This is a genomic window from Rhizobacter sp. P3_B12 (assembly GCF_056402895.1).
This window is the reverse complement of sequence record NZ_JBFUGN010000032.1, coordinates 1-18,241: the sequence shown is the minus strand read 5'-3', so window position 1 is coordinate 18,241 and position 18,241 is coordinate 1. Positions and strand designations below refer to the sequence as shown.

The window sequence follows — 18,241 nt, the reverse complement described above, 5'->3', positions numbered from 1 at the left end:
ATGCGACGCTGCCGTCGCTGAGCCCGACCGGCATCTCGCTGAGCGCGAAGCTGCCGGCCGCCACCTGGACCTGCATCGAGTTCGGGCTGAACTCGGCGATGGGCACGATGCAGACCTGGGTCAACGGCACGGCCGTGGCCGCGCTGCAGCTCGATTCGATGCAGACCGCGGATGTCGACCAGGCCTGGCTCGCGAGCCGGCCTTCGTGGAAGCCGCAGGTCACCGACCTGAAGCTGGGCTGGGAGTCGTACGGCGGTACGGGCAACACCGTGTGGCTCGACGACGTTGCGCTGCACACCAGCCGCATCGGGTGCGGATCATGACGATGTGGCGTTCGATGTGGCGTGGGTTGATCGGCAGCGCGGTGCTGCTCGCGGCGCCGGCCTTCGCGGCGGACGAGTTCCTCGACCCCGCGCAGGCCTTCCGCACCAGCGTGCAGCTGCGCGATGCGCAGACCATCGAGCTGCGCTTCGACGTGGCGCCGGGCTACCACCTGTACCGCGAGCGCATCACGGTCGGCGAGGCGGTGGCGGCTGCGCCCGGCACGGCCGCGCTGGCCGAGCCGGTGCTGCCGCACGGCAAGCAGGAGTACGACGAAGGCTTCGGCAAGTACGTCGAGACGCTGCGCGGTGCGGTGACGGTGGCGCTGCCGCTGCGCAGCGCGAGCGGCGATTTCGGCGTGGCCATCAGCTACCAGGGCTGTGCCGACAAGGGGCTGTGCTATCCGCCGCAGAACGCCGGCATTTCGGCGCGCGTGAAGGACGGCGCGCTGCAGCAGGTGGCTTGGCTGCCTGAGGGCCTGCCGGCCGCGGCAACGCCGGCTGCCGCGACTGTCGCCACGGCAATGCCATCGGCTGCCGCTCCGGTGGCGGCGACCGGCTCGGCCGGTGCACGCGTCGAATCGGCGCTGCGCTCGGGCAGCCTGTTGACCGTTGCCGGCGTGTTCCTCGTCGCCGGCCTGCTGCTGTCGTTCACGCCCTGCGTGTTGCCGATGGTGCCGATCCTGTCGTCGATCATCGTCGGCAGCAGCGGCCCGGTGTCGCGGGCACGCGGCTTCGGCCTGGCGCTCGCGTACTCGCTGGGCATGGCGCTGGTCTATACCGCACTGGGCGTGGCCGCCGGGCTGGCCGGCGAAGGTTTGGCTGCGGCGCTGCAGAACGCGTGGGTGCTGGGCGCCTTTGCGCTGCTGCTGGCGCTGCTGTCGCTGTCGATGTTCGGCGTGTACGAACTGCAGATGCCGAGCGCGATCCAGGAGAAGCTGAACGCCGGCGCAGGCAAGCTGCGCGGGGGGCAGCACGTCGGCGTGTTCGCGATGGGCGGGCTGTCGGCGCTGATCGTCGGGCCGTGCGTCGCGGCGCCGCTGGCCGGCGCGCTGGTCTTCATCAGCCAGTCGCGCGACGTGCTGATCGGCGGTCTCGCGCTGTTCAGCCTGGCGGCCGGCATGAGCGTGCCGCTGCTGCTGGTGGGCGTGTCGGCCGGCTCGCTGCTGCCGCGCACCGGTGCGTGGATGGAAGGCGTGAAGCACCTGTTCGGCGTGCTGCTGCTCGGCGTGGCGCTGTGGATCGTGTCGCCGGTGCTGCCGGCGGCGGTGRTGATGGGCGTCGTCGGTGCCGGGTTGCTGGTCGGCGCGGTGTGGCTGTTCGACGGGCGCGGCGCGCAGCCTTCGGGCAGGCACCGCCTGCTGCGCGGCGTGGCGCTGGTGCTGGGGCTGGTCGGCGTGGCGCAGGTGGCGGGAGCGTTGTCGGGCGGTGGCGATCTGCTGCAGCCGCTGGCGGGCTTCAGCGCCGGCGGCCCGCGCGGTGGTGCGACCCAGGCAGCGGTCGACGGCCCCGCCTTCAAGCGCGTGCGCAACGTGGCCGAGCTCGAGGCGGCGCTGGGCAGCGCGAGCGGCAAGACGGCGATGCTGGATTTCTATGCCGACTGGTGCGTCTCGTGCAAGGAGATGGAGCACCTGACCTTCAACAAGCCGCCGGTGCAGGCGCGCATGAACAACGCGCTGCTGCTGCAGGTGGACGTGACGGCGAACAGCGCCGACGACAAGGCGCTGCTGAAGCGCTTCGGGCTGTTCGGGCCGCCGGGCATCGTGTTCTTCGACGGCGCAGGCCGCGAGAAGGCGGGCACGCGGGTGGTCGGGTTCCAGCCGCCGGCGGAGTTCGGCGACGCGCTCACGGCGGCTGGGCTATGATCGCGCCCTTCTTTTCACCCAACGCCTCTGTGCAGCTGGAGTTCAACATGCCCCGCGCCTCCGTCACCGCCTGACCGACGACCCGCTCATGTAGCCGCATCCCCCGCGGCCATCGTCGTCGGTTCATTCCCCTGAACCCTCGGAGACGACGATGAACCTCCACTCGCTGGACCTCACCAAATACCCGCGCACGGCGCACCTCGAAGGCAGCCGCCTGCAAGACGGTGACGACGCGTCCGACCAGATGCCGCTGCGCGCATTGGCCGGCCGCCACGTCGTGATCGAGGAGAAATTCGACGGCGCGAACTGCGGCCTGTCGTTCACCGACGGCGGCGAACTGCTGCTGCAATCGCGYGGCCACTACCTGACCGGCGGCGGCAGCGAGCGCCAGTTCAACTGGCTCAAGCCCTGGGCGCATGCCCACGCAGACCGCCTGCTGCACGTGCTCGAAGACCGCTGGCTGCTCTACGGCGAGGCGATGTACGCGAAGCACTCGGTCTGGTACGACCGCCTGCCGCACCTGCTGCTGGAGTTCGACCTGCTCGACCGCCGCAGCGGCCGCTTCCTGTCGACCAAGCGGCGCCACGAGATGCTGGCCGGGCTGCCGGTCGTCTCGGTGCCGGTGCTCTACGCGGGCCCGATGCCGACCGATGCGAAGCTGCTGCGCAAGCTCATCCAGCCCTCGCTCGCGAAGAGCTCCGGCTGGCGCACACGCTTCGAGCAGCAGGTGCAGCGCGAAGGCCTGCCGCTCGGGCTGACCTGGCAGCAGACCAACGACAGCGATGCGTCGGAGGGCCTGTACCTGAAGGTCGAGAACGACGACCACGTGGAGGCGCGCTACAAGCTCGTGCGGCATGATTTCCTGCAGACCATTCTCGACTCGGGCTCGCACCACCTGCAGCGGCCGATCCTGCCGAACCTGCTGGCCGACGGCGTGGACGTGTATGCGCCGCGCGTGGACGTCGACTGGGCATCGCTCGGGCTGCGCACGATCACGTCGATCGAAGCGCTGAAGGCATTCAAGCCCACCCAGGCGAACGGAGGCTGAGCCATGGACTGGAAACAATTGCAGGCCCTCATCCCCGCGCCCGGGGCAAGTTTCGACTGGGCCGCCTGGTGCGAGCTGATCCCGGGGCTGGTGGCGTTGGAGCAGACGCCGCAGGACCCGCGGCACCATGCCGAGGGCAACGTCGGCATCCACACGCGGATGGTGCTCGATGCGCTGCTGGCCGATGCCGCCTGGCAATCGAACGAAGCCGAGCGCCGGGCGGTGATGTTCCTCGCCGCGCTGCTGCACGACATCGCGAAGCCGGACACCACGGTGATCGACCCGGTGACCGGCGCGATCGGGCAGCCGGGCCATTCGCGGCGCGGCGCGGTCGACGTGCGCACGCTGCTGTGGCGCGCCGGCGTGCCGTTCGCGCTGCGCGAGGCGGTGTGCCGCATCATCGCCGTGCACCAGGTGCCGTTCTTCGCGTTCGCGAGCCGGCGCGGCGAGACACCGGAGTACATCGTGCGCCGGCTCTCGTGGGAGCTCGACGTGAGCGAGCTGGCCGCGGTGGCACGCGCCGACATGGTGGGCCGCCGCTGCGAGGACCAGGCGGGGCACCTGGCCGACATCGAGCTGTTCGGCGAGCTCGCGCGCGAGCAGGGTTGCTGGGACCGGCCGTGGGCGGCCGCCGATGCGCACACGCGCCTGATGTATGCGCGTGGCATGGCGATCGACCCGGCCTATGCGCTGCACCGCCAGCCGGGCAGCGAGGTGACGGTGATGTGCGGCCTGCCGGCGTCGGGCAAGGACACCTGGGTGGCAGCGCATGCGGGCAGCCTGCCGGTGGTGTCGTTCGACGATGCGAAGGCCGAACTCGGGCTGAAGCATGGCGAGAACGACGGGCGGGCCGCGCACCACGCGATCGACAAGGCGAAGTCGCTGCTGCGCGATGAATCTGCTTTCGTCTGGAACGCGACGCACCTGTCGAACGACATGCGCGGCAAGACGCTGGACCTGCTGTACGCCTACGACGCGCAGGTGCGGCTCGTGTACCTGGAGGCGCCGCAGGCAGTGGTGCTGGCCCGCAACCGCCAACGCGACACGACGCTATCGAACAAGGACCTGCTGCGCATGCTGCACCGCTGGGAGGTGCCGATGCCGTGGGAGGCGCATCGCGTCGAGTACCTGGTGGACGACGGCAGGGCGGCGGCGGGCAGAATCCGCTGAGCAGGTTGTCGATTCCGGCCGGCCTCGTTCGTCGCCTTCAGACATCACCCTCTCACGGAGACCCTCATGTCCAGACTCAGAGTCGCTGCCTTCTCGGTGTCCCTCGACGGCTTCGGTGCCGGCCCCGACCAGAGCCTGCAGGCGCCGCTCGGCGTCGGCGGCGAAACGCTGCACGAGTGGTTCTTCGGCACCACGACCTTCCAGCAGATGCTCGGCCAGGGAGGCGGTGAGGCCAATGTCGACGACGGCTTCGCGAAGCGCAGCTTCGAGAACGTGGGCGCGTGGATCCTCGGGCGCAACATGTTCGGCCCGGTGCGCGGGCCGTGGCCCGACGACCAGTGGAAGGGCTGGTGGGGCGACACGCCGCCGTACCACGTGCCGGTGTTCGTGCTGACGCACCATGCGCGCGCGCCGCTGGAGATGAAGGGCGGCACGACCTTCCACTTCATCACCGGCGGCATCCACGAGGCGCTCGAGCGTGCACGCGATGTGGCGAAGGGCCAGGACGTGCGCGTCGGTGGCGGCGTCGCGACGATCCGCCAGTACCTGCAGGCCGGGCTGATCGACGAGATGCACCTGGCGATCTCGCCGACGCTGCTGGGCCGCGGCGAAGCGCTGCTCGCGGGCATCGACCTGACGGCACAGGGCTTCCGGTGCACCGAGCACGTGGGGACGGCGAAGGCGCAGCACGTCGTGCTGACCAAGGGCTGATTCGGTGACGCGGGTTCGCCAGGGATTGCTGTTCGCGCTGCTGGCGCTCGCCGCGCTGCGCGTGTCAGCCTACGACGCATCGGACGCCGTGCAGGTGGCTCGCGGCACGCTGCCGCTGATCCTCACCGTGCCGCACGACGGTGGTGACTATGTCGGGCATGTACCGGCGCGGACGAAAGGCGCACTGTCGCGCGATGCGGGCACGCGAGAGCTGGCCGAGCGCGTCAGCGATCTGCTGCAGAAGCGGCTGGGCGCCCGGCCGTACCTCGTCGTGGCGCGGTTCAACCGGAAGTTCGTCGATGCGAATCGCGCGGAAGCGGACGCGCTGGAGTCGCCCGATGCGCTGCCGGCCTGGCAGGCGTATCACGAGAACGTCGCAGCGTTCATCGCGGAGCTGAAGACCAAGTTCCCCGCGGGCGCGTTGCTGGTCGACGTTCACGGCCAGTCGGATGAGCCGGATGTCGTGTTCCGCGGCACACGCGCCGGCCTGACGGCGCGGGCCCTGCTGCAACGCAGCGGCGCCGACGCGTTGCAGGGGCCGGGCAGCCTGATCGGACGACTGGCGGCGCGGGGCTATCGCGTGGTGCCGGAGATCGGCGCCGCGCCGTTGCGCGAAGACCCGCGGTTCAACGGTGGCTACACCGTCTTCACCTACGGCAGCCAGCACGACACCGGCATCGATGCGATCCAGCTGGAGTTCGGGCGGAACCTGCGGTCTCAGCCCGCACTGCCGGAGGCGTTGGCAGACGCCATCGCCGCCTTCCTGGTGGACTACGGCTACCTGCCGACGAAGCCCTGAGGCTTGCATCCTGTTGCAACAACCGATGCCCTGATCGGCGAACCGTCAACGGGTCGTCAATTCTCCTGACACCGCGCCTCACACAATGGCGCATGACACGCCGACACCTCACTCCTTCCAACGCGGCCAGCGCATTGCTGTGCGCGCTTGTCTTGTCTGCTTGCGGCAGCGGCGACGACTCCGACACGGCGGCACCGCCTGTGGGTGCACCGGCACCGGCTCCTGCTCCGGCACCATCGCCTGCACCATCGCCTGCACCATCGCCTGCACCTGCACCTGCACCTGCACCTGCACCTGCACCTGCACCTGCACCTGCACCTGCACCTGCACCTGCACCTGCACCTGCACCTGCACCTGCACCTGCACCGGCTCCGGCACCAGCTCCCTCCAACAAGAGCGCCGGATGTGGCAAAGCCGCCCAGTTCGCGAGCGGCAAATACACCCTCACTTCAGATGGCGTGACGCGCGAGTTCTGGGTTCGGGTTCCGTCCGGCTACAAGAGCGACAACGCCTATCCGTTGATCGTCGGCCTGCATTGGCGTGACGGCAGTGCCACCGACGTCTACAACGGAAACAGCTGGGCCAGCGGCAAGCCCTTCTATGGCTTGACGGAGCTCTACGGAGAGAGCGCGATCTTCGTGGCGCCCGCAGGCTTGGACGCCGGCTGGGCCAATCCGAATGACCGCGACATCCGCTTCGTCGGCGCGATGGTCAACCAGCTCAAGCAGGGGATGTGCACCGACACGAGCCGCACGTTCGCGACTGGCTTCAGCTTCGGCGGAATGATGTCGAACGCGATCGGTTGCCAGATGGGGGATGTCTTCCGCGCCGTGGCGCCGATGTCGGGATCCGTCTGGAGCGGCTGCGCCACGTCATCGAACAAGACCGCGGCGATCCTGCTGCATGCCAAGGAAGATTCCGTCGTCGGCTACCAGTTCGGCGAAGAGGCGCGAGACAAGTACATCGCCAAGAACAGCTGCACGCAGGCCACCACCAAGATCGGTGTCAATGGCTGCGTGATCTACCAGGGGTGCACCGACAACAAGCCGGTGGCCTGGTGCGGGTACACCAACGGCGGGCACTGGCCGCCGGGGTTCGCCGCGACGGAAATCAAGTCGTTCTTCGACCGCTTCTGAAACGCCGGGGGCGCGGCACCTGGCTGCGCCCCCGGCCGGGCAGGACGGGTAGCTCGCCTACCAGCCCACGCCGTAGTAGTCGTACACGCGGCGGCCATAGCTGTCGTCGTAGGTCGGCTCGTCGTTCTGCGGATAGCGCGGTGCGCCTTCGAGCTGGCGCTCGGACAGCGGCACGACATAGCCGTCGAGGTTGGTGTCGTACTTCAGCATCGCCCACGGCACCGGGTAGCGGTCGGTGCCGACTCCGAGGAAGCCGCCGAACTCGAGCGCGGCATAGCGCACCTGGCCGGAGCGCTTGTCGATGATCAGGTCGTCGATCGAGCCGAGCTTGTCGCCGTTGCTGGCGTAGACGGCGGTGCCTTCGACCTTGTCGGAAGAGATGACGGGATTGCTCATGAGAGTCTCCTTCACTGCGCTGCCGCGGGCGACATGCCCGTGGCGTGAACCTCCATTGGTCCATGCGCGACCCTTGCCGAACATCAGCGCAGGCGCGGCCCGGCTGTAGGAATCTTCCTCCCGGCGTGACCAAGGTCACTGGCTGGCCTTCTCCGCCTCAGCAGAATCCGGCTTCGTGAAGACGCAAACGTCTGCGCACAGAGAGGGGCGTATCTGCATGCTGAATGACCAAGCGGCGCACAGCCGAACTGCCGCGTCGGTGGGCGGGACCGCGGTTGAACATCCTGCACCGCCCACGGACAGCTCGGATGCCCTGATGCGCCTGCTGGTGCGTGAGCCTGCCGCTGCTCAGCCCATTGACTACCACGGCGTGGTCGTGGGTCGTCTGTTGGGTCTGATCGACGCAGGGCAGGTGCCCCTGGTGGCACTGGCCGATGCGCAGGCCCAGGCAGCCATGCCGGCGCGTAGCATCGTCGACCTGCACCACAACCACGTCGGCGGCAGCGTGCTGCTGATGTTCGAGCAAGGCGATCGCACGCGCCCGATCGTGATGGGGGTGCTGCGCGAACCGCGCGCCGATGGCGTGTCGCAGAGGCCACCCGCCCTCGAAGTCAGGTACGACGGCGGACGCGTGCTGCTGGATGCCGACACCGAACTGGTCTTGCGCTGCGGCAAGTCCCACCTCACTTTGCGCCAGGACGRCCGCGTTGAACTGCACGGCGAGACCATCGTCACGCGCGCTGCCGGCGCCAACAAGGTGCAGGGTGGGTCGGTGCAGCTGAACTGACAGGCGCCATGCGCAACGGCTTCAGCCCGGCAGAGGTTTCGTCCCTGCAGAATGCGCCCGTGCTCGCGGAGCACGCCGACGAAGCTGCATTTCTCTGGCGGGCGCGCGAACGTGCAGCCCTGGGCCCGCACTACCGCTTCGGGCAGTTGGCCCAACTCGACGAGCGCGTGCTGGCACACCTGCAGGGCTTGCACGTCGCTGGCGCGACCGGACAACAACTGGCACTGCACGCGCTGGGCGATCTCGATGCCGGCACGCTGTTCGTCGCAACGCATCTCGCTTTCGGCCGCCAGGATCCCGACGCCATGGCACACACGCTGTCGATCGCCAGCAGCGATCCAGCCTGGGCGCAGCCGTTCGTTGCGGCGCTGTCGTGGCTCGACCCGGTGGCGCTCGAGTCGCTGCTGGATCGCATCGCGTTGTCGCCGGTGGCCGCGCATCGCGCCATCGCCCTGGCGGCGCGGGTGGCTCAACGCGCGGTCGTGCGGCAGCAACTCGTCGCGGCGCTCGACGATCCGCATGCGGGCCTGCGCGCCCACGCGTTGCGTGCGGTCGGCGAATTGGGCCTGGTCGAGTTCCAGGCCCGGATCGAGACGTCGGCCGCGGACCCGGACGCCGCCTGTCGTTTCTGGACCGCGTGGTCACGTGCACTGGGCGGCGACGAAGATGCGGCCGAGCGCGCTTTCGAGGCCGGCATCGAGGCGCATGTGCCTGGTCCGGCCCTGGAAGTCTCGATGCGTGCCGGCCGTGCCGGGTGGGCTCGCGAATTGATCCGCCGCCTGGCGAGCGACAGCGGGACTCAGCGACAGGCCATCGTCGCTGCAGGCGCCCACGGGGACCCGGCCACCGTGCCCTGGCTGCTTCAGCTCTGCGACGAAGACGCGTTGGCGCGTGCCGCGGCGCAAGCGCTGGCGATGATCACCGGCGTCGACCTGGAAGACCCTCTGTTGCGGCGCGACGCGCCCACGTCGGAAGAGGAACACGCGGACGATGCCGATGCCTGGTGGGCCAGTGCCGATGCGTTGCGCCGCTGGTGGCGGGTCGAGTCGGGGCGGTTCCGTGCGGGTGTCCGGCACCTCGGGGGGCGCCCCGTCAGCGAAGAGGCCGCCGTGCAGCTGCTTCGCGACGGAACCCAGCTGCAGCGCCGCAGTGCGGCGCTCGAAGCCGCCCGGCTGCGCCGGGGCACCGCCGTGTTCCCCGTGACCGCGCGTGCCGACTGGCAACACCGGCGGCTCGCCGCATGAAGTTCACCAATGTGACGGCGTTCCCTGCCACCTGGACCATGGGCTTCCAGCGCGATGGCCGGGAGTTGCTGGTTGCGATCGTGAAGGCCACGTTCCGGATGCCGAGCCGGCAGGGTGAGGGGGCGACGGTTCATGACGAGCAGCAACCGCTCGTGCGTGCCGACGAGTTCGTCGACGAGCCCGGCCTCAGCGCGCCGCTGCGCGAGACCGACTTTGCACACATGAAGCCGGCCTGCGACGTGTTGCTGCTCGGCCATGCCCGCGCACCGGGCGGCGGCATGGCCAGGCGCCTGGTGGCCGGCCTGCGCGTGGGAACGATGAGCAAGCAATTCACCGTCGTCGGCGACCGGCAATGGCGCAAGAGCCTGCTGGGCGTCGTCAGCGCGAGTGAAGCCGTGCCCTTCTCGGCGATGTCGGTGGGCTACGAGCGGGCCTTCGGCGGCATCGACAACACGACCCTGGCGCGCACCGGGCGGGTCGACACGTTCATCGCCAACCCGGCGGGCCGCGGTTATTGGCGGCACACCGACCACATCGACGGCCAACCCCTGCCCAATACCGAGGAGACCACCCGCCCGGTGTCGCAGCATGACGGCGACTACCGGCCGATGGCACTCACGCCGATCGGCCGCCACTGGGCGCCGCGCCACCGCTACGCCGGCACTTATGACGATCGCTGGCTCGACGAGCAGGCACCGTTCTGGCCGGATGACTTCGACGAACGCTACTTTCAGGCCGCGCCCGCAGACCAGGTCATTGCACATCCGCAGGGTGGCGAGGAGGTCGTGCTGCAGCACCTCACTGCGGACGGCCTGCGCGCATTCCAGCTGCCGCGGCTGGCCGTGCCGGTCACCTTCGTTCCGCATCGCGGCCGCGACGTCACGCGCGACGCGGTGCTCGACACCATCGTGCTCGAACCCGACGAGGAGCGCTTCACGCTGACCTGGCGTGCGAGCATCGCCCTCGGCAAAAGCGTGTTCGACGTGAAGGAAACCATCATTGGCGAGATGACGCAAGCCTGGCATCGCGCGCGGCGCTTCCCGGACAAGACCTACCACCGCAGCCTGGCGGATGCCGTGGCCGCCAAGCGTGCGAGGGCGCGCCGATGAACCTGCAACTGTCGCTGCGGGCCTCCGGGCTGGTCACTGCGCTTGGCTACAACGCGCCGTCGACGCTGGCGGCCTTGCGGGCGGGGATCAGCGGTGTGCGCACGCAGGCGTGGGCCGACCTCGAAGGCGGAGAGCCCTACCGGTGTGCGCGCGTCGATCTGCCGCAACGCTGGGGCGGCGTGGCGCTGCTGGCCGACCTGCTGAGCCCGGCCATCCACGAGTGCCTGCAAGGGAGCGGCGCCGGCGGGCTGGCCGAGATTCCCCTTCTGGTCGGGGTGTCGCACCCCTCGCGACCCGGGCGCGCGGCGCAGATCGAGACGCAACTGCTGGCGGCGCTGGCGGAACGCCTCGAGACCCGCCTGCACCCCGATTCGCGAACCTTCGCTGCCGGCCAGACCGGCTGCGCGCAGGCCCTCGCGCATGCGCGCGAGCTGATCTCGGGCGGGCGCGCGAGCCACGTGCTGGTGGCGGGGGTCGACAGCTACATCGATCGCGAAACGCTGCGGGCCTACGATCAACAGCGCCGCTTGTTGTGCACCGGCAACTCGAACGGCTTCCTGCCGGGCGAGGCCGGGGCGGCGGTACTGGTGTCCGCACATACCGCCGGTGCCGCAGAGCCGTATGTCGCGAGCGGCGGCCAGGCCGTGGAGGCGGCCACCATCGAGAGCACCTCGCCGCTGCGCGGCCAGGGCCTGGCGCAGGCGGTGCGCCAGGCCATGTCCAGTGCCGGCGCGACGATGGGCGACATGGCGTTCCGCCTGAGCGACCTGTCCGGCGAGCACTACAAGTTCAAGGAAGCGCTGCTCGTCGCGATGCGCCTGGACCGCAGCGAACGGGCCCAGCCGCTCCCGATGTGGCACCCGATCGAGCATCTGGGCGAAGTCGGTGCGGCCATCCTGCCGTGCCTGCTTGCCTGGGCGGCCCACGCGATGCGAGAGGGCTATGCCCCGGGGGGGCGCGCGCTGTGCCACGTCGGCAGCGACACAGGCGAGCGAGCCGCACTGGTCGTGCGAGCGGCGTGATGCAGGAAACCGGAACGCAGCAAAGAGACAGGAGCGAGCCAGCATGAGTGCGAATGTTTTCGCCAACGGGCGAGAGATTTCCGCGGAGAAGGACGACACGCATGTCTCGGGTGCCATGCCCGATGTCTGCCTGTCACCGCCCGGCCCTCCGGCGGGTCCGATCCCGATCCCCTACCCCAACTTCGCGCAAGCCAGCGACACCTCGCAGGGATCGCGCTCGGTCAAGATCAAGGGCGGACAGGTCGGATTGAAGAGCACGTCCAACTATGCGAAGTGCAGCGGCGACGAGGCGGCGACGCGCTCCTTCGGCATGAGCGTGACCGATCACTGCCTGCAGGGCAAGACGATCTCCCAGGCTTGGTCGTTCGACGTCAAGATCGAGGGCAAGAACGCCGCGCGCCTGCTCGATCTGTCCACCAGCAACAATCGATGAGGGAGCCCGAGCGATGAGCATGTCCATGATCCTCTATGGGGGCGCCCCAGCCTTGGCTGCGCCGGTCCCCACTTGCAGCGAGCTCCAGAAGCGCAATCTCGACGAGCGGGCCCATTTCATCGCAACCAGCCCCCCACGCGTCAGCAAGCCCAAGGCGGACGGCAGCAAGCCGAAGAAGACGCCGTGGGAGATGGCCAGCGGCTCCGGCATGACCTATTCGTCGGCTCACAGCACGGTGCCGGGTGCCTCAGGCACCAGCACCTACACCAGCAACAAGCTGTCGGACACCTACCTGCACCAGACCGGACTGGGGGGGACCAGCGAGCAACGCAATGGCCTCAACCAGGAGATCCGCGAGAGCGAGAGTCCGGAGCATGCTGCGGCCAAGCAGAAGGCCGGTGCGCTCTGCGATGAGTACGTCCACCCGGGTGGCGGCAAGGGGGCGCATGCGGAGTGCAAGATATTCAATGAGCTCACCAACGCGGTCACCAAAGGCACCCTGCGCGGCGGCAAGGTGCTGCTGAGCATTGACTGGCGCTCGCAGGGCAACGGCGGCATCGAGTACTCGGGGATGCCGTGCTCGGACTGCTACAAAATGCTGTGCCACGCGGCCAACGAGTGCGGCATCGACATCCACATCTGCGACTACAAGAACGAGCCGGTGGTGATGCGCAAGACCGACTGCGACAAGGCAGGTGGCCACCGTCGCCTGGCCAAGTTGGTCGATGGCAGGCCGACCGGCGGAAGAATGGATGTGCCGCCGGGCGTACCACCTCGAAGAATCCTGATCGCGTGAATGCCATGAACCTCCCAGACCACCTGCTGCAAACCGGTATCGATCAGCTCCCGCTCGACTACAAATGGGACGTGAGCATCGGCAACAGATTCCAGGGCGCTCGCTCCGAGAGCAAGCCCAAGCTCGCCGAGGCCATCCGCGCCATCAGCACCAAGGCGTCGTACGGGCTGGTGATCGCCGCGACCGAGTGGGTGGCCGTGCGCCTGTCACGGCATATCGACGTTTCGGACTCACTGCAGCGCATCGAGGCCTCCTGGGCCGCGATGATCGATGCACGCTATGCGAATCTGCCGGAGCCCGATGAACCCGATGTCGATGCGCGCTTCGTGCTGACGGGGCCGCTGTGGACCTCGGCCGCGATGATGGGCGACTGCTTCGAGTACGGCATCGTGCCGGATGACAACACCATCTTCTTCGACACCAGCATTGGCGTGTGCATGCTGGTAGAGCATGTGTGCGGCCGTTCGCCGGCGTTCAAGGCCTGGTTGCCCGAGACCTTGAGGCGGCTGCAGCAGCAGCACCCGGATGTCGCGTTGCCGGTGTCGGCCCAGCCGCCCGCTGGCGTCGACTTCTTCCGCCCCGCTGGCGCCGGCTCGTTCATTGCAACGCTGTCACCGCAACGCAATCCCTACCTCAGGTCGGCGGCTGAGCTGCAGGCCGATGGCGTGGCCAACCCATATCCGGGCGTCTCTTGAACCGGCCAGACTGGATCGCGCTGGACGAATCGTCCCGGCACAGCCTGCGCTTCATCTGGGACGATGCCCGTGCCGATGCCGACTTTCGTGCCGACGACACGGCGCTGCTCGATGCGGCAGCGCTGCTGTCGATCCGCGCACGCATGGCCTTGGCCGTCGGCCTCTATGAATGGCTGGTGTGGCGCTTCGACGGCCTGCACAACCGAGCCGAGCCGAGGCAGGTGCTGCAGGCGGCGTGGTGCGGTACGGTGGATCCGCGCTACCTGAAGTACTTCGAGTTGGTGCGCCAGGACTGGACCGGGCCGATTGACGGTGCGCTGTGGTGCGGCATGACCCACCTCAGCCATGGCGTGAACAACGGCCATGCTTATGAGGGCGATCTTTACGCCGCGCTGGGTTTCCTCTACCGGTTGGCGGTGCACGTGCTTCCGCTGCGCAATACGCTCGATCGCTGGCTCGAGCCGGTGCTGGCCCGGCTGGCGCAGCAGCATCCGGTGCAGCCGATCGATCCGCTGGCTGACTTGTTCGATCAGCGCATCGCGGAGCAGCTCGGTCCGCTCGTGGGGCGCGCTTCACTTGACCCGTCGCTGCCTCTCGACGTCCCGCGCGATCGGCAGTTTCTGGCCGGCTGCCTGGCCGATGCGGCCGCACACGGCAATCCCTTTCTCTCGTCCCCACAGGACTTGATCGACCTCGACTTCGCAGGGGAGTACTACGCCCTTCCCTGAACGAGGCTGGAAGGATGCAACGGGTGCGCCGATGTCAGCGGCGCACCCATTCCCTCAGAGACTCACCAGCCGAAGCCCAGCGTGTACTTCCCGTTGGTCGCGCCGGTGCCGCCGCTGTAGAACTTCACGCGCACATAGCGCGCCGACGCCGCGGTGCCGGTGTTGCTGACGCTCGCTGCATCGACGGCGCCCGACCCCTTCTCGCTCGCAGCCAATTGCGTGCCCGACGAGTTGTAGATGTAGAGGTCGTAGTCGCTCGACGCGTTGGGCGTCAGCGTGGCGGTCAGCGTCTTGCCGGCCGGCAGGTTCACGAGGAAGTAGTCGCCGTCGGTCGACGCACCGATCGCGCCGTTCCACGTGCCGGCCGCGGCCACCGTGTTGGCGGTGCCGATGTTGTCGTTCGGCTCGGTCTCGTTGTTGCCCGGCGTGACCACGCTCGCGATCTTCAGGAACTGCGCCGTCACCGGCCCCCATTGGCCCGATGACACCTTGGCGCGCACGAACACCAGGTGCTTGCCCAGCGCCAGGCCGGTGGTGCTCAGCGTACCGCTGAGCGACTCGGTGGTCTGGTTGAAGCTGCCGTCGGTGGGCGTGAGCGGGATCGCGACCGCACCCGACACCCAGGGCGGCGTGTCGATGTAGGCCTCGGCGCCGGTCACGTTGAGCACGGTCTCGGTGCCATTGCTCTGGTTGAAGCGCGTGTCGGTGGCCGAGGCCGTCAGCGCCACCGGCGTGCCGGCGAGCACACCGCCGCCGCTGGCATCGCTGCCGAGCGTCACCGTGGTCACGTCGGCGCCGGCCGGCGTCTGGTACGGCGCGCGCACCACCTTGGCGGCATAGATCAGCGCCGGCAGGTTCTTCGGCTTGGTCGTGCTGTTGTACGTGGTGCAGCTCTCGAAGAAGCTGGAGCCCAGCTCGATCGTGTAGGCCGCCACGCCGAGCTCGCCGTAGCTCGGGCCGTCACTGGTGCCGTCGGTGGCGTAGAGGCCGATCGACTGCTCGGGCGTGTAGCCGTTGAAGTACGCGAGGCGGCGGCCCAGCGTCTGCAGCGCGGTGGCGTTGGCCGTCGGCGTGCTCGTGGTGCCCCAGGGCCACAGCACCAGCTGGCTGTAGCTGTGCACGTCGATGTGGATGCCCGACGTGTCGACCGGTGCGCCATCACCCGGGTTCGGGCCGCGGCGATCGGGGTAGATGCTGCGGATGTAGTTCTGCACCGCCTGCGTCTCGGGCTCGGAGCCGGCCGTGGGGCCGCGGTAGGTGAGGTCGCACTGGCTGCCGCTGGAGCCCGAGCCACCGGTGCTGTTCCAGCCGAACGTGAAGTTTCTGTTCAGGTCGGCACCGCGCGTGTTGCTGGTGGCGCCGCAGTAGGCGGTGTTGGTGTTCTTGCGCCATGAGAGCCCGCCCTCGGCCTTCTTGCGGCCATCGGGGTTGGTCTGCAGCAGCAGGTGCACCTCGTGGTGGTCGACGATCCAGGTGGCATCGGGATCGGTGCCGTAGCCGTTGAGCAGCCAGCGCGCGAACTCGAGGTTGAGCGGCGCGGTGGTGTATTCGCGGGCGTGGATGGCGCTGTTGACGAACAGCTTGGGCTTGGTGCCGCCGACGGCGCTGTTGGTGATCTTCAGCACCCGCATGTCGTAGCCGCCGGAGCCGACGGTCTTCTGCCAGGAGTCGCCGATGTCGATCCAGCTTGCGAGCGTCGGGTAGGTGGTGGTGAAGGCCGACGCGGCGGTGAAGGTTTCCTCCACCGTCTCGTAGCAGCTGTAGCCGGGGATGGCCTGGATGGTGGCATCGGCCGCGGCGGCGCCGGTGATGCCGGTGCTGTCTGTCGACGCGCCTGGGGCCGTGGTGCGGCTCTTGGCGTCGGCGGCGGCCTGGATGGCGGCCAGGAAATCGTCGCGGCGCTGGATGAACTCGGGCGCGTTCTCGATGCGGAAGCCGAAGCTGCGCAGTGCGGCGATGTCGGCGGTTTCGAGCTCGAGGACGAGGAAGCCTTGCTCGTAGTTGGATTCGAGCAGGTTGGCGTGGAAGGTGACGGCGGCCTTGCGCAGCATGGCTGCGTCGGGGTAGAAGGCCTTGTAGATGTTGGTGCGCTGCTTTTCCTGCTGTCGCAGCAGGCGCATTTCGGTGGCGGAATCCTGCGGTGCAACTTGCCCGGGAAGGCGTGCAGGGGACGAGGACTGCGGGGATGACGATTGAGAGAAAGCTGACGGTACTGCGGAAACTGCAAGGAACAACGCGGCAAGTGCCGCCCGCGATTGCGGACGTACGTTGGTCATGGAAAGCTCCCTTGTGGTTTACGGTACCAGCCCAGCTGCGTGGGCTGGATCGGCGCACGCTCTCGGCTGGGGATCACCCATCGGAGCGCCGAATGATTCTGGGGGACTTCTCCCTGTTCTGCGAGGGGAGTAACAAGATGAACAAGGTTATTTATTGGGTGTTGGCAATGGCCGCGTGTTGCGGTAATTCGCGTGCGTGCGAAGGCAACGATGCGCAATGGGCGAAGGAATTTGCTGCATTGCGAACAGTGCGCGGGCACTTTGATGGTGGAAGCTGGGCAGCGGATGTGGACCGCTGGCAGGGGCGCAAGCATCAGCTGATGCAATGCCTGGCTGCTGGGTTGTCAGCAGCGGGAACGCCGGTGGAGCGGGTGCGGGAGCGGATGGGGGAGCCGGATGCGCGGGTGAATTGCCCGTCGGCGGAGTGCGAAGGGGTGCTGCGGTTGATGGAGGCGCGGGCGGAGGGGGCACCATTGGTGGCGACGGCGCGACAGCTGTGGGTCTACCAATGGCGCGGGCAGCACGACCGATTGGTGTTCTCGGTGATCGCGGGCAAGGTATCCGATGTGGCGTGGGCGTACGCGCTGGAGTGACATCAGGGGAGAGTCAGATGGACATCGAACCGCAAGTCCGCCGCTGCAATGATCGGATCGATTTCGATGCATTGCTCAGGCCGCAGCTGAAGTGCTACGTCTACGTGCTGCGCGACCCGCGCGACGGTCAGGTGTTCTACGTCGGCAAGGCAGGCGGCTCAGGCGAAGGAAATCGGCGCGTGCTCGATCACTTCGAAGAAGCGGAGAAGTTGCTGGCAGTCGACATCACGACGCTGCACGGCGCCAAGCACCTTCGCATCATCGACATCTGGCGCGCAGGCCGGGCAGTGGAGTGGGCGATCGTGCGCTGGGGCATGGGGCCCGAAGAGGCACGGCATGTCGAAGCGGCCTTGATCGACGTGATGCAGAGCCTGCCGGGACAGTCGGTGGGTGGCGGAGCGCTCACGAATATGAAGCGTGAATGGACATCGCTGGGCTGGTTGACGCCGCGGGACGTTGCCGACATGGCGGCTCGGGCGGTGGCCCCGCAGTCGAACTACAGCATGGTGTTTGTCTTCCCGATCCCAAAGAGTCTGAAGCGCACGCCGCCACCGTCGCTCTATGAGATAACGCGCGAGGCATGGACCGTGGGGCCGGAGTTCCGCAATGCCGCAACGGCACTGGCGGTCGGCATAGCGGATGACATCGCACGCGCGGTGTTCGAGATCCATCACTGGGAACTTGCCAAGTCGATGCCGGGCAAGCGCGCCTTCGTCGGCGCCGAATTGCCTGGGCACGAGTTCGTCGACAAGAACTTCGCGGCTGTCATCAGCCCTGCGAAGGGGTATTGGATGCGGCCCGGGTACCTTGTCGTGGAGTTCAGGCCCGGGGAATTCCGCTACTTGCGGGGGCACCGGGATCGGCAGACATGGCGAGCACTGGCGTAGAGGACTTTAGGCTGCCTCTACCCGCTCGCAGTAAGCCGCGAAGGTGCGTTGCCACGCGGGCCGGGCCATGCACCGGTCGCGGTACGACACGAGCTTCGGATACGGCGCGATCAATGACTCGTCCTTGATGCCCGACGAGAGCACGTGCGTCATCAGGATGTCGGCGACGGTGAAGCTCTCAGTCGCGACGAACTCGCGGTTGGCGAGCCAGCGCTCCAGGTTGCCC

The 18,241-nt window shown here is 68.2% G+C and carries 21 protein-coding genes; 17 read left to right on the top strand and 4 right to left on the bottom strand.

Features of this window, described 5'->3' with window-relative positions; all coding sequences use genetic code 11:
* The 6 genes from AC1D01_RS03755 to AC1D01_RS03730 form a co-directional block, all read left to right on the top strand.
* Positions 1–323: hypothetical protein (locus AC1D01_RS03755; RefSeq protein ID WP_477864742.1), on the top strand; the 323-nt coding region annotated here is incomplete at its 5' end.
* Between the two features lie 2 nt (positions 324–325).
* On the top strand, positions 326–2,185 hold the full coding sequence (gene dsbD / locus AC1D01_RS03750; RefSeq protein ID WP_477864741.1) for a protein-disulfide reductase DsbD: 1,860 nt from the start codon (positions 326–328) through the stop codon (positions 2,183–2,185).
* Between the two features lie 151 nt (positions 2,186–2,336).
* On the top strand, positions 2,337–3,233 hold the full coding sequence (locus AC1D01_RS03745; RefSeq protein WP_477864740.1) for an RNA ligase family protein: 897 nt from the start codon (positions 2,337–2,339) through the stop codon (positions 3,231–3,233).
* Between the two features lie 3 nt (positions 3,234–3,236).
* Positions 3,237–4,403: an AAA family ATPase gene (locus AC1D01_RS03740; protein WP_477864739.1), complete on the top strand. Its 1,167-nt coding sequence runs from the start codon at positions 3,237–3,239 to the stop codon at positions 4,401–4,403.
* Between the two features lie 66 nt (positions 4,404–4,469).
* Positions 4,470–5,114: a dihydrofolate reductase family protein gene (locus tag AC1D01_RS03735; protein ID WP_477864738.1), complete on the top strand. Its 645-nt coding sequence runs from the start codon at positions 4,470–4,472 to the stop codon at positions 5,112–5,114.
* A 4-nt stretch (positions 5,115–5,118) separates the two neighbouring features.
* Positions 5,119–5,913 carry an N-formylglutamate amidohydrolase gene (locus AC1D01_RS03730; protein ID WP_477864737.1) on the top strand — a complete coding sequence of 265 codons (795 nt, stop codon included), beginning with the start codon at positions 5,119–5,121 and terminating at the stop codon, positions 5,911–5,913.
* A 108-nt stretch (positions 5,914–6,021) separates the two neighbouring features.
* Here AC1D01_RS03730 and AC1D01_RS03725 read toward each other — a convergent pair whose 3' ends face one another.
* Positions 6,022–6,291, bottom strand: a complete 270-nt coding sequence (locus AC1D01_RS03725; RefSeq protein ID WP_477864736.1) for a hypothetical protein — start codon at positions 6,289–6,291, stop codon at positions 6,022–6,024.
* A gap of 80 nt (positions 6,292–6,371) precedes the next feature.
* Here AC1D01_RS03725 and AC1D01_RS03720 point away from each other — a divergent pair, with 80 nt between their 5' ends.
* Positions 6,372–7,049, top strand: coding sequence for a CE1 family esterase (locus tag AC1D01_RS03720; RefSeq protein WP_477864735.1), 678 nt, complete (start codon positions 6,372–6,374; stop codon positions 7,047–7,049).
* A gap of 57 nt (positions 7,050–7,106) precedes the next feature.
* Here the strand turns inward: AC1D01_RS03720 and AC1D01_RS03715 are convergent, their stop codons facing one another.
* Positions 7,107–7,445 (bottom strand): PRC-barrel domain-containing protein, encoded by a 339-nt coding sequence (locus AC1D01_RS03715; protein WP_477864734.1) that lies wholly within the window; start codon positions 7,443–7,445, stop codon positions 7,107–7,109.
* 316 nt (positions 7,446–7,761) lie between these two features.
* Between AC1D01_RS03715 and AC1D01_RS03710 the strand changes: the two genes are divergently transcribed.
* Genes AC1D01_RS03710 through AC1D01_RS03675 form a run of 8 tightly spaced genes read left to right on the top strand, consistent with a single transcriptional unit; the run spans position 7,762 to position 14,259 of the window.
* Complete coding sequence (locus tag AC1D01_RS03710; RefSeq protein ID WP_477864733.1) at positions 7,762–8,232, top strand: DUF6484 domain-containing protein; 471 nt, start codon at positions 7,762–7,764, stop codon at positions 8,230–8,232.
* Positions 8,233–8,240: 8 nt separating this feature from the next.
* Entirely contained in the window at positions 8,241–9,476 is a 1,236-nt protein-coding gene (locus AC1D01_RS03705; protein ID WP_477864732.1) for a TIGR02270 family protein, read from the top strand.
* 38 nt (positions 9,477–9,514) lie between these two features.
* Positions 9,515–10,585: a DUF2169 family type VI secretion system accessory protein gene (locus tag AC1D01_RS03700; protein WP_477864731.1), complete on the top strand. Its 1,071-nt coding sequence runs from the start codon at positions 9,515–9,517 to the stop codon at positions 10,583–10,585.
* Complete coding sequence (locus AC1D01_RS03695) at positions 10,582–11,607, top strand: beta-ketoacyl synthase N-terminal-like domain-containing protein (RefSeq protein WP_477864730.1); 1,026 nt, start codon at positions 10,582–10,584, stop codon at positions 11,605–11,607. Before AC1D01_RS03700 ends, AC1D01_RS03695 begins: the two co-directional genes overlap by 4 nt.
* A gap of 43 nt (positions 11,608–11,650) precedes the next feature.
* Positions 11,651–12,040, top strand: a complete 390-nt coding sequence (locus tag AC1D01_RS03690; RefSeq protein WP_082541799.1) for a PAAR-like domain-containing protein — start codon at positions 11,651–11,653, stop codon at positions 12,038–12,040.
* Positions 12,041–12,053: 13 nt separating this feature from the next.
* The gene (locus AC1D01_RS03685) at positions 12,054–12,836 is read left to right on the top strand and encodes a hypothetical protein (RefSeq protein WP_477864729.1); all 783 of its coding nucleotides are present in this window, start codon (positions 12,054–12,056) and stop codon (positions 12,834–12,836) included.
* On the top strand, positions 12,833–13,531 hold the full coding sequence (locus tag AC1D01_RS03680) for a hypothetical protein (RefSeq protein ID WP_477864728.1): 699 nt from the start codon (positions 12,833–12,835) through the stop codon (positions 13,529–13,531). The genes AC1D01_RS03685 and AC1D01_RS03680 overlap by 4 nt, the downstream gene beginning before the upstream one ends.
* A complete protein-coding gene (locus AC1D01_RS03675; RefSeq protein ID WP_477864727.1) occupies positions 13,528–14,259 on the top strand; it encodes a hypothetical protein in 732 nt (243 codons plus the stop codon). Before AC1D01_RS03680 ends, AC1D01_RS03675 begins: the two co-directional genes overlap by 4 nt.
* Before the next feature lie 62 nt (positions 14,260–14,321).
* Here the strand turns inward: AC1D01_RS03675 and AC1D01_RS03670 are convergent, their stop codons facing one another.
* On the bottom strand, positions 14,322–16,379 hold the full coding sequence (locus tag AC1D01_RS03670; protein WP_477864726.1) for a M14 family zinc carboxypeptidase: 2,058 nt from the start codon (positions 16,377–16,379) through the stop codon (positions 14,322–14,324).
* 248 nt (positions 16,380–16,627) lie between these two features.
* Here AC1D01_RS03670 and AC1D01_RS03665 point away from each other — a divergent pair, with 248 nt between their 5' ends.
* On the top strand, positions 16,628–17,128 hold the full coding sequence (locus AC1D01_RS03665) for a hypothetical protein (RefSeq protein WP_477864725.1): 501 nt from the start codon (positions 16,628–16,630) through the stop codon (positions 17,126–17,128).
* A gap of 17 nt (positions 17,129–17,145) precedes the next feature.
* Positions 17,146–18,015, top strand: a complete 870-nt coding sequence (locus AC1D01_RS03660; RefSeq protein WP_477864724.1) for an LEM-3-like GIY-YIG domain-containing protein — start codon at positions 17,146–17,148, stop codon at positions 18,013–18,015.
* Between the two features lie 6 nt (positions 18,016–18,021).
* Here the strand turns inward: AC1D01_RS03660 and AC1D01_RS03655 are convergent.
* Positions 18,022–18,241: glutathione S-transferase family protein (locus tag AC1D01_RS03655; protein ID WP_477864723.1), on the bottom strand; the 220-nt coding region annotated here is incomplete at its 5' end.

Bases quoted from the DNA above. Each gene is read 5' to 3' on its own strand.
- AC1D01_RS03690 (WP_082541799.1), top strand. From the start codon at position 11,651: ATGAGTGCGAATGTTTTCGCCAACGGGCGAGAGATTTCCGCGGAGAAG.
- AC1D01_RS03670 (WP_477864726.1), bottom strand. From the start codon at position 16,379: ATGCGCCTGCTGCGACAGCAGGAAAAGCAGCGCACCAACATCTACAAG.
- AC1D01_RS03665 (WP_477864725.1), top strand. From the start codon at position 16,628: ATGATTCTGGGGGACTTCTCCCTGTTCTGCGAGGGGAGTAACAAGATG.
- AC1D01_RS03735 (WP_477864738.1), top strand. From the start codon at position 4,470: ATGTCCAGACTCAGAGTCGCTGCCTTCTCGGTGTCCCTCGACGGCTTC.
- AC1D01_RS03740 (WP_477864739.1), top strand. From the start codon at position 3,237: ATGGACTGGAAACAATTGCAGGCCCTCATCCCCGCGCCCGGGGCAAGT.
- AC1D01_RS03715 (WP_477864734.1), bottom strand. From the start codon at position 7,445: ATGAGCAATCCCGTCATCTCTTCCGACAAGGTCGAAGGCACCGCCGTC.
- AC1D01_RS03685 (WP_477864729.1), top strand. From the start codon at position 12,054: ATGAGCATGTCCATGATCCTCTATGGGGGCGCCCCAGCCTTGGCTGCG.
- AC1D01_RS03695 (WP_477864730.1), top strand. From the start codon at position 10,582: ATGAACCTGCAACTGTCGCTGCGGGCCTCCGGGCTGGTCACTGCGCTT.
- AC1D01_RS03660 (WP_477864724.1), top strand. From the start codon at position 17,146: ATGGACATCGAACCGCAAGTCCGCCGCTGCAATGATCGGATCGATTTC.
- AC1D01_RS03705 (WP_477864732.1), top strand. From the start codon at position 8,241: ATGCGCAACGGCTTCAGCCCGGCAGAGGTTTCGTCCCTGCAGAATGCG.
- AC1D01_RS03700 (WP_477864731.1), top strand. From the start codon at position 9,515: ATGGGCTTCCAGCGCGATGGCCGGGAGTTGCTGGTTGCGATCGTGAAG.